The organism is Haloarcula regularis (genome assembly GCF_029338315.1).
Taxonomy (GTDB): domain Archaea; phylum Halobacteriota; class Halobacteria; order Halobacteriales; family Haloarculaceae; genus Haloarcula; species Haloarcula regularis.
Map to the genome: position 1 here is coordinate 1,548,694 of NZ_CP119794.1, position 8,807 is coordinate 1,557,500.

Consider the following 8,807-nt stretch of genomic DNA (forward strand, 5'->3'; position numbering starts at 1 on the left):
TTCTCTCTATAATTTAGGGGTGTATCCTGCCAACACACACAACATTATTTCTGTTGTGTCTCGCCACATCTATTTATAGAACAAGGAGCTTAGGAGTTGAGAAGCTCGTTTTCTATACATTTGGGACAGTTCTCGTCGGGATCGTAGAGGAGAGAATGGGTGTCGCATACTCTGGCTAGTGTGTCTTCTTGTTCGTTTTCCTTCTCTTCTCTTGTTATCTGTTGGAGGCTCATTGTTATCTTACTATATTATTGTTATATCTACTATATTAAAAGTTTATCGCAAGTTATTAATACTAGAAACTATTTTACATTCGAGTCTATTCTATTCTAATATGGATTCAAGAGAGGTTACAGATGAGATGGACTGTTTCATTGATGACGACCAGAGGACGGCTATTGTGGTACACGAAGAGGATGGGGAGCTTCTCCGCATTGAAGGGGAGGGCTTAGAATTCACGGAGATCGAGGACGCCGACCACTTGGAGGATTAAAGCTCTCTTGCCAGTTCTTCAGCCATATTTTTAGATTTGGGTCTGTGGTTGTCGTTGGCGTCTATTAGCTCCTCAGTGAGATCGGCACAGTAGCGAGCCGTGGTTTCTTCCGACATGTGCCCCATTAGAGTGGATAATTTGCTTAGGACCATACCAGAATTTGCTCTGTGGGTAGCGTAGGAGTTGCGGAAATGTCGAGCTGTGGGGAACCATCTTGTATTACCTTTAGCGTCGTCTGTGATCTCCTTAGTCACGTCTGTCCTGTCTGCTACCCGCCGAACGATTTTGTTAATATAATTGGGTCTCACCTGTTCGGAGTGTTGGGTTACGATCAAATAGTCGGAGTCGGCGGATTTACTGTATTGGTCACGTCCTCCGTAGTCGAGCCATTCAGATAGTACAGGTTTCAATTCCTCTGAATATGGTATCTCTCGGGTCTTCCAGTTCTTTATTGTCTACGTCTACGGTCTGTATATCTCGGTTGAGATGGTCTATCTTCAGCTCCGCAAATTCTGCTCGCCTAATTCCTAACTCCCAGAGACCACGGATTATTAGCTCTTCTCTTGTGGATTGGCAGGCATCAACTATTTTCTGGTATTCCGGTATGGTTAGGAAATTAACCTCGTTGTTAGTCTCTTTAGCCTCCAAGGTCTGCCGTTCGAACTTCCACCCATTGATCTTCTCAACCAGTTCCTCGGTGTCATCTTGGTCTCGAAAGAACGACCTTAGGCGCTGGAAGTGCTGTTTTCGAGTGAGTCCTGAAAGTCCTTCGTCGTCTTTCAGATGCGACCGAAACAGGGACAGATGTTCTGGCTGTAAATCTCTCCATGAGTCTATGCTATTTTTATCTTGAATCCATTCTTCTAAGTATATGAAAGTCTCTCTGTAGATTCCTGCTGTGTCTTTGTCGGGTCGGTCGCTCTTTAGGTCTTTATAGTAAGATTCGAGGGTTAAGTCTTGTATTTCTTTTTCTCGTTCTTTATTACTCCCTCTAGTTTTTTCTTCTTTACTTTCGTTTTCACTCATCTTCAATTCCTTCTAGAATTGTAGCGGTTTGTTCTTTTTCTAACACTTTGGCCTCACTAATGGATAGATTTGTTTCTTGTAATTCGTTTAGTTTTTCTTGAATGTCTCTTAGTATGTCTCTAGTTCTGTTTTCTTCGTGTTCTATTTTACTCAGGATTTCTTTTTCTTCTTTAGTTAGGTCTCCTTCTTGGCGGTCTTCTATGCGCCTAATCTCTTGTTCAACAGAGTAGCGGACTAATTGGCTTAGGCTACTGAATTGGTCGGAGTATTCCACGGCGTCCTTCCACTCGTCCCGATCTTCCTCTTTCATCCGCAATGTGAAATTGGTGTAACCCTCTTCCATGAGGATGTGTCTATGCGCCCGGAACTAAGGTCTTACGTATGGGTTAAGTAAAGTCTGATTCACTTCCCCCAGAACGGATCCCGCTTGCGCTGTTTCTCTAAGTACATCGACAGTGCCTCGCGCTCGTCGACGCTGATGTCCTCGGTGAGCTCCTGCTCTAAGATCTTCGCGTGTTTCTCGGGGATCTCCACCCAGAGGTCGTCGCCCTCCTCGATCTGGCGGCCGACCGTCGGGCCGTCGATGGAGACGGCCATGCGCTCGCCGGTCCGGGCCTCGTCGACGTCCTCGCCCTCGTCCTGGATGGTCTTTAAGTGGCCGACGCGCTTCTCCTCGTTGCCATCCCACTTCACGACGTTGACGTTCCGGCGCAACGCCCCCGAGAGGATCTCGACGCCGACGACGGCGGGGTCGGACTGCCGGAAGGTGTGGTCCTGCAGAATCCGGAACTTCGCCGGGCGGGTGATGTTCTCTAGAATCTGTTCCTGCTGAGCCTCCTCGATGGCCGTGACGTGCTCGTCGTACTCGTCGACGAGCTGGTAGATGACGTCGTTCTCGAACAGTTCGACGCCCTCCTGGTCGGCCAGTCGGCGAGCGTCGTCGAGCACGTCGACGGAGAACGCCAGGATGGCCCGGTGGGTCGGTTCGTTGGCCGTCTCGGCGACGCGGACGTCCCGCGGGGCGACGGCGCCGACCTCGGCGCGCATGATGGGAATCTCCTCCTCGGCGAGCGTACTGGAGATGGCCTCCAGCGACCCGAGCGTGTCGGCCTTGACGACGACGCCCTCCTCCTGGGTGGTCACCTCGATCTCGGCCAGTTCCTCCTCGACCTCGGCGATGACCTGGGTGCGGTCACGGTCGCGGACGACGCGGATTGGCGCGCCGGCGATGGCGTCGTCGAGGTCAGGCGCGGCGATCTTCACGCCGTCGGCGGCCGCCACCTCGTCGACCTGCTCGAACTGCTTTTCGGTGCGAATCTCCTCTAAGGGCCGCGGGCGAAGCAGCGCGCGGACGTCCGTGACGATGGGGCCCTGAAGCCCGCCGACGACGATGGTGTCGTCTTTGTGGATGGTGCCGTCGTAGATGATGGCGTCGAGCGTCGCGCCAAAGCCCTGCGTGTCCTTGACCTCGAGGACGGTCCCGACGGCGGGCCCGTCGACGTCGATCTCCATCTCTTCTTTCATGTAGCGCTGGGACAGGCCCATCTGGACGGTCAGCAGGTCCGGGATGCCCTCGCCGGTCTCCGCGGAGACCGGGACGACGCCGATGTTGTTCTGGAAGTTCTGGACTCGCCAGTACATGTCCGCGGAGAAGCCGTTGTCGGACAGCTGTCCGATGATCTCGTAGAGTTTCTCGTTTAAGTCCGACTGGACGCGCTCGGACTGTTTCTCCATCGTCTGCTGGATCGGTGCGCCCTCGTTGGGGTTCCAGCCAGGAATCGTGTCGACCTTGTTCGCGGCGACGACGAAGGGCGTCTGGGTGCGCTTGAGGATGTCGATGGCCTCCAGCGTCTGGGGCTGGAACCCGTCGTTGACGTCGACGACGAGGATGGCGATGTCGGCCAGCGCCCCGCCGCGCGAGCGCAGCGTCGAAAAGGAGTGGTGGCCCGGCGTGTCGATGAACAGCAGGCCCGGGAGGTCGAAGTCCGTCGGGTCGACGAGTTCGCCCGCGATCTCGGAGATGACCTCCAGGGGGACCGCCGTCGCCCCGATGTGCTGGGTGATGGCCCCGGATTCGCCGGCGGTGACGGCCGATCCGCGGATGCGGTCCAGCAGGCTCGTCTTGCCGTGATCGACGTGGCCCAGGACGGCGACGATCGGCGTTCGGAGGGATGCGGCGTCGGTCTCTGGTGTGGCGTCCGTGTCAGACATAGATGGCTCCAGAAGTTGTCTTGAGGGAGTTTCCGGTGCCAGTTAAGTTCATCGTCATCGCCCGAGACCGTGTGTGTGGCGCCACCACGTGGCGATTGTGCCTTCCCGGCGGCGGTCGCGGTGTCACTGGGTGCCCGGTTCGGGGACGGGGTCGAACACGGCGGCGAGTCTGCCCCGCCGACGCCGTCACTCCGTGACGGTGAACGACCCGGTCATCCCCAGGCTCCGGTGGGGCCGGCAGAAGTACGCGTACTCGCCGGGGACCTCGAAGGTGTACGCGTAGGTGTGGCCGGTGTCGAAGATCTGACTGTCCCCGGGGTGCCGGTCCAGTCGCTCCCGTCCGGTGTCGACGACGGCTTGACGTTGTGGTTGCTGCTCTCCCACACCCACAGGACGGTGCTTCCGGCGGGGACCGAGAACGTCTCCGGGTCGAAGACGAAGTCGCCGGGACCGACAGCCACGCGCTGGGCGGCGTCGACAGCGTCGGTGGCTGTCGGTGTCGGCGTCTCCGTTACCGTGGCGGTGGGCGTGGCCGTCTGTGTCGCCGTGGGCGTCGCGGTAGCAGTCGCCGTCGCCGTCTCGGTGGGCGTCGGGTCCTCGGTGGGGGTCTCGTCACCGCCGTCGCCACCGCACCCGGCGAACGCGCCGGTCAGTCCCACAGCGAGTGACGCAAGCAAGTGGCGTCGTGGTCGACTCATACACAGTCTCGGGCCCGGCGACGCTTAACGCTGGGGCCGACGCCCGTCTGACACCCCGTGGCGTTTATGGTACCGGACTCGGAAAGGAGAGTATGGCAGAGATACTCGCAGAGAACCTCTCGGGGAAGGACGTGATGGGCGCAGACGGTGCCGAACTGGGCAGCCTCTATAACATCACGATGGACCTCTCCTCGGGGGCGCTGAAGAACCTCGTCATCGAACCGGCCGAGACGCTCCGCAACACCGACTTCGAGTACAGCGACCAGGGACGGCTCATCGTCCCCGTCGAACGGGTCCGCGCGGTCAAGGACCACATGATAATCGACCGGTAGATGTACGTTCTGGATTCGTCGGCCTTCATCAACGAGTATCACACCGGCGAGCAAGCCGCGTCGATACCGCTCGTCCGCGAGGAACTGGAGGACGAGGCGGCCTTCCGCTTCGACGCGCTGGAGGGCACCGGGATGCACCTTCACATCCCCGAGGGGAACACCGTCGAACGTATCGAACGCGCGGCCCGCGAGACGGGCGACCTCGCCGAACTCTCGGAGACTGACGTTCGCCTGGTGGCCGCCGCCTTCGAACTCGACGGGCGGCTGGTCACTGACGACTACGCCATGCAGAACGTCGCCGAGAAACTCGAGGTGCGCGTCGAGGTCATCGCCCGCGAGGGCATCACCGAACAGCGCGACTGGCACTTCCAGTGTGCGGGGTGTGGCCGCGAGTTCGACGAGAACCACGACCGCTGTCCCGTCTGTGGCAGCTCGCTCTCGCGGAAGAATCCGGCCTAGACCGGCCGTTCCTCGAGCGATTCCAGCCCCAGATCGATCAGCTGCTGGAGCACCTCGTCCTCGGTGATACCGTACCGGCGCGCCAGCATCTCGACGGCCCGGGCCTGGTCGTCGTCACACACGACCGTGAACCGGGTGGGCATACCACGACCTATTCAAACGACTGGCTTAAACACCCGTCAGACAGCCGTCATGCGGCGATAGTGTCAGACCGGGAGGTCGACGCCGACGGCCGAGAGGTACTGCGACAGGAACAGGGTCGCGTTCCAGAGGGCGTGGGTCAGCACGGGCACCAAGATAGACTCGGTGTACTCGTAGAGCACACCGAGAATCAGCCCGAGCGAGGCGGTGAGAAAGACCATCGTCCACGCGTCGCCCGCCGAGAGCGCGAAGACGTGGCCCAGGCCAAAGAGGAGGCTCGCGAAGACGATGCCGGGGACGACGCCGAACGAACGGCGCAAGAGTCCCTGGACGACGCCGCGAAAGAGGAGTTCCTCGGCCGGACCGACAAACAGCAGCTGGAGCGGAATGAGATACAGGAACAGCTCCGGGTTGGCCTGGCCGATGTCGATGATCTGGTTCGTCGCCACGGTCGTCGAGACGCCAAAGACCGACTCCAGCACCGAGATGATGGCGTCCAGCGCGGCGCCGACGGCGACGGCGGCGACGAACAGAGCCGCGACGCCGCCGAGAACCCACCCCGCGTCGGCCCACCGCGGCGTCCGGACGTGAATCAGGGGCTCGTCGTGACGCAGCTTGAGGACCCAGAGCACCGTCGCGAAGAACCCGACGAAGAAGGTGGCGTTCGCGACGAAGTAGAACGGCGGCGACTGACGCAGTGCTTCCTGGGACGGGGAGCCGAGCATCGCGACGAAGAGGCTCTGGAAGATCGACCCCAGCAGGAACGCGCCGGCGACGACGGCCAGGGCACGGACGACGTTGACGACCAGCAGTTGCCTGTCAGCGACCTCGACGTACGGGCGAGAGAGGGCCATGCGATGTGTGTCACCAGTTTGGACGCCGACGTTCAAGACCCCACCGGTCGGCCCCGCCGGGACCGTCGCGTCAGTCGATGCGGTAGGTGGTCCGCTCGGCGACGATGCGGGTCTCGTCGGTCTCGACGCCCCGTATCAGCCCGCGGGTCGCGTTCTTGCCCCACTCGACGGCGGGCTGCGTGAACGTCTCGACGTCGGCGAGTTCGCCCACGAGGACGCAGGCGGCCTCCATCGCATAGAGCAGTTCGCCGACCGCCTGCGCGTCGAGCCGGTCGACCTGGAGGTCCAGCGCCGGCCGGTCGGCCGCCGGGAGGCTCGCCACCGTCGCCTCGTACTCGGCGTCGATGAGGTCGCCCAGGTCGGTCCCGGAGAGATAGGCGAGCGAGTCGTGGCCCGGATCGGGGATCGGGACGTCGGCGCGCTCGCCGGGGCGGACGAACGTGACCACCTTGTCGCCCGGTCCGGCCCGATACAGTTGCAGCTGGGAGTGTTGGTCGGTCGCGCCGAGGGCCCGCGCGGGTGTCTGGCCGCGACCTGCCTTCCCGAGGCTCTCGGCCCATAGCTGGGCAAACCACTCGGCGAAGACCTCCAGGCGCTCGGCGTAGGGCATCATCGCGTTGACCGACGCGCCCGCCTCCTCGAGGGCGTAACAGACGGCGCCGTAGGCGTAGGCCGGCGAGTCAAACAGCGACGGGCCGAGGTCGTCGGCCGCGCTCGCCCCGCCCGCGAGGACGGCCTCGATATCGAGCCCGAGGATGGCCGGCGCGACCAGGCCCACCGACGACAGCGCCGAGAACCGGCCGGGGACCCCCTCGGGGACCGGTAGCGTCGGCAGGTCGTGGTCGTCCGCGAGTTCACGCAGGGGGCCCGCCTCCCCCGTGGTCACGACGATGCGCTCGGTCCAGTCGACGTCGGCCCGCTCGTAGGCCTCGCGGACGACCAGAAAGTTCGCCAGCGTCTCGGCGGTGGTCCCCGAACGCGAGACGACGTTGATGGCCGTCTCGGAAAGCGGGAGGTCCGCGAGCGTCCGCTCGACGTGTTCGGGGTCGACGTTGTCGAGGACGACGTGGCGCCCCGGGTCCTCGGCCAGCGCCGCCGTGATCGCCTTCGCGCCCAGCGCGGACCCGCCGATGCCGACGGTGAGGACGTACTCCATCTCCGAGACGGGGTCGACGGCCGCCCGGATCGCCTCGGCGTCGGTCGTCTCGGGGAGGTTCAGCGAGGCGTAGCCGAACTCGTCGTCGGCCATGCCCGCCGCGATGCGCTCGTGGGCGGACGCGACCCTGTCGTCGAGTGTCTCCAGGGCCGCTTCGTCGATGCCGGGGTCCGTCGCCGCCAGTGCGGGACCGATGTCGAGGTGCATACGCGGGGACTCTCGCCCCGCCCACAAATACTGTTGGCACACGGAGTGGCGGCCATGTCGTCCCTGCCGCGACGAAACACGGCGTTTAACCACCTCCTGGCCCCTAGCCCGGGTGATGACAGACACGTCGACGGAGTCGGCAGCCGACGCCGTGCCGGAGCCCTACGACGGGCTCCCGGGCGTTCCCGTATGCGTTCCGGGCCAGCGAGTCGTGGCTCTTCAAGAGCTACGTCGCGGTCGCCGTCCTCCTCTCGCTCGCCATCGCGCTGGTGTTCGCCCTCGGACTGGTGGTACTCCTGGGTCAGTCGGCCGCCGTCACCGGGGGGACGTTCACCTTCTCGCGGGCCTTCGTCGTCTTCGTCGGCCTGTTGGTCGTGGCGCCGCTGCTCGCGCCCGTGTTGCTCGTCGCGCGCCGGCACCGTCGGACCGGGTCCTCGGTCCGGTACGACCGCGCGCTCGCGCTCTCGGCGCTCGTGTTCGTCGCGTCGCTGTACGTCGGTCTCGTCGCGTCGGTGCCCCCGGGCCTCCAGGAACCGACCGACAGCGCCGTCGTCGAGATGCTCTACTCGCTCCCGCAACTGGCCGGCCTCGTGCCGCCGCTGCTGGCCGTGGGCCTGATGTACGCCGTCCATCGCTTCCTCCGACGCGACGTGGACGCCTGAGCAGGCGTGCCGGTCCGCTTCGAAACCCGGAAGAGCGCGCGCCGACTACCGGGTGACATGACCACGAAGGACGGAACCTTCCTCGTCGTCCACGCCGAAGCGGCGACGGTGACGCTGCGCGACGTCGCCGACGCACAGGTGCTGACCCTCTCGGAGAACCCCGGGGTCGAGGCCGGCGAGGTCGTCGAGGCCACCGTCGAACCCGAACCGCCGATGGAGGTGACCTACACGGCCGAGATACACGACCGGCGGACCATTCCCGTCGAGCGGGTGGCCCTCGAGCCGACCGCCCAGGTCAGGTCGCTGGCGGCCGAGCAGTCGGTCGGCGAACTGACAACGCGCGAACGGGCCGGCGAGGGCGAGATTCACGTCCTCACCGTCGCCGACGAGCAGACCGACGACGCCGCCGCGGACGTCGTCGAAGACGAGGCGACGGTCACGCGGGCCGCCCGACTCGGCGTCGACCGGGTCGAGGTGCGGACCGCGGCCGGCGTCGTCAGCGTCAGGTACCTGCCGGACTGACGGGCGGTGGAGCGGTCGACCGGGATTGAGAAGGCTTATTCGGAGT

The 8,807-nt window shown here is 62.8% G+C and carries 14 protein-coding genes; 5 read left to right on the forward strand and 9 right to left on the reverse strand.

Annotated elements, in window-relative coordinates; translation table 11 throughout:
* Positions 1-89 precede the first annotated feature (89 nt).
* Positions 90-233: a hypothetical protein gene (locus P1N55_RS08430; RefSeq protein WP_276278468.1), complete on the reverse strand. Its 144-nt coding sequence runs from the start codon at positions 231-233 to the stop codon at positions 90-92.
* Positions 234-334: 101 nt separating this feature from the next.
* Here P1N55_RS08430 and P1N55_RS08435 point away from each other — a divergent pair, with 101 nt between their 5' ends.
* Positions 335-493: a hypothetical protein gene (locus P1N55_RS08435; RefSeq protein WP_276278469.1), complete on the forward strand. Its 159-nt coding sequence runs from the start codon at positions 335-337 to the stop codon at positions 491-493.
* Here the strand turns inward: P1N55_RS08435 and P1N55_RS19920 are convergent.
* The 5 genes from P1N55_RS19920 to P1N55_RS19675 all read right to left on the reverse strand — a co-directional run bounded on the left by P1N55_RS19920 (position 490) and on the right by P1N55_RS19675 (position 4,114).
* Entirely contained in the window at positions 490-903 is a 414-nt protein-coding gene (locus P1N55_RS19920) for a tyrosine-type recombinase/integrase (protein ID WP_407067193.1), read from the reverse strand. The genes P1N55_RS08435 and P1N55_RS19920 overlap by 4 nt on opposite strands.
* A complete protein-coding gene (locus P1N55_RS08440; protein WP_276278470.1) occupies positions 884-1,519 on the reverse strand; it encodes a site-specific integrase in 636 nt (211 codons plus the stop codon). Before P1N55_RS08440 ends, P1N55_RS19920 begins: the two co-directional genes overlap by 20 nt.
* Complete coding sequence (locus tag P1N55_RS08445) at positions 1,512-1,862, reverse strand: hypothetical protein (RefSeq protein WP_276278471.1); 351 nt, start codon at positions 1,860-1,862, stop codon at positions 1,512-1,514. The genes P1N55_RS08440 and P1N55_RS08445 overlap by 8 nt, the downstream gene beginning before the upstream one ends.
* Positions 1,863-1,921: 59 nt before the next feature.
* The gene (gene infB / locus P1N55_RS08450) at positions 1,922-3,730 is read right to left on the reverse strand and encodes a translation initiation factor IF-2 (protein WP_276278472.1); all 1,809 of its coding nucleotides are present in this window, start codon (positions 3,728-3,730) and stop codon (positions 1,922-1,924) included.
* A 186-nt stretch (positions 3,731-3,916) separates the two neighbouring features.
* Positions 3,917-4,114 (reverse strand): plastocyanin/azurin family copper-binding protein, encoded by a 198-nt coding sequence (locus tag P1N55_RS19675; protein WP_346430010.1) that lies wholly within the window; start codon positions 4,112-4,114, stop codon positions 3,917-3,919.
* 406 nt (positions 4,115-4,520) lie between these two features.
* Between P1N55_RS19675 and P1N55_RS08460 the strand changes: the two genes are divergently transcribed.
* Together P1N55_RS08460 and P1N55_RS08465 are read left to right on the forward strand one after the other, a co-directional pair.
* Positions 4,521-4,760 (forward strand): PRC-barrel domain-containing protein, encoded by a 240-nt coding sequence (locus tag P1N55_RS08460; protein ID WP_276278473.1) that lies wholly within the window; start codon positions 4,521-4,523, stop codon positions 4,758-4,760.
* Positions 4,761-5,219: an NOB1 family endonuclease gene (locus tag P1N55_RS08465; protein ID WP_276278474.1), complete on the forward strand. Its 459-nt coding sequence runs from the start codon at positions 4,761-4,763 to the stop codon at positions 5,217-5,219.
* On the opposite strand, the gene P1N55_RS08470 is transcribed toward P1N55_RS08465, so the two are convergent.
* From P1N55_RS08470 to P1N55_RS08480, 3 genes are all read right to left on the reverse strand, one after another.
* Entirely contained in the window at positions 5,216-5,362 is a 147-nt protein-coding gene (locus tag P1N55_RS08470; RefSeq protein ID WP_276278475.1) for a CopG family transcriptional regulator, read from the reverse strand. The two genes, P1N55_RS08465 and P1N55_RS08470, sit on opposite strands and share 4 nt — an antisense overlap.
* Before the next feature lie 63 nt (positions 5,363-5,425).
* A complete protein-coding gene (locus P1N55_RS08475) occupies positions 5,426-6,214 on the reverse strand; it encodes a CPBP family intramembrane glutamic endopeptidase (RefSeq protein WP_276278476.1) in 789 nt (262 codons plus the stop codon).
* A 70-nt stretch (positions 6,215-6,284) separates the two neighbouring features.
* Positions 6,285-7,577 carry a glucose-6-phosphate isomerase gene (locus tag P1N55_RS08480; protein WP_276278478.1) on the reverse strand — a complete coding sequence of 431 codons (1,293 nt, stop codon included), beginning with the start codon at positions 7,575-7,577 and terminating at the stop codon, positions 6,285-6,287.
* Between the two features lie 287 nt (positions 7,578-7,864).
* Between P1N55_RS08480 and P1N55_RS08485 the strand changes: the two genes are divergently transcribed.
* Positions 7,865-8,239 (forward strand): hypothetical protein, encoded by a 375-nt coding sequence (locus tag P1N55_RS08485; protein ID WP_276278479.1) that lies wholly within the window; start codon positions 7,865-7,867, stop codon positions 8,237-8,239.
* A gap of 57 nt (positions 8,240-8,296) precedes the next feature.
* Positions 8,297-8,761 carry a DUF5812 family protein gene (locus tag P1N55_RS08490; RefSeq protein ID WP_276278480.1) on the forward strand — a complete coding sequence of 155 codons (465 nt, stop codon included), beginning with the start codon at positions 8,297-8,299 and terminating at the stop codon, positions 8,759-8,761.
* Positions 8,762-8,807 lie beyond the last annotated feature (46 nt).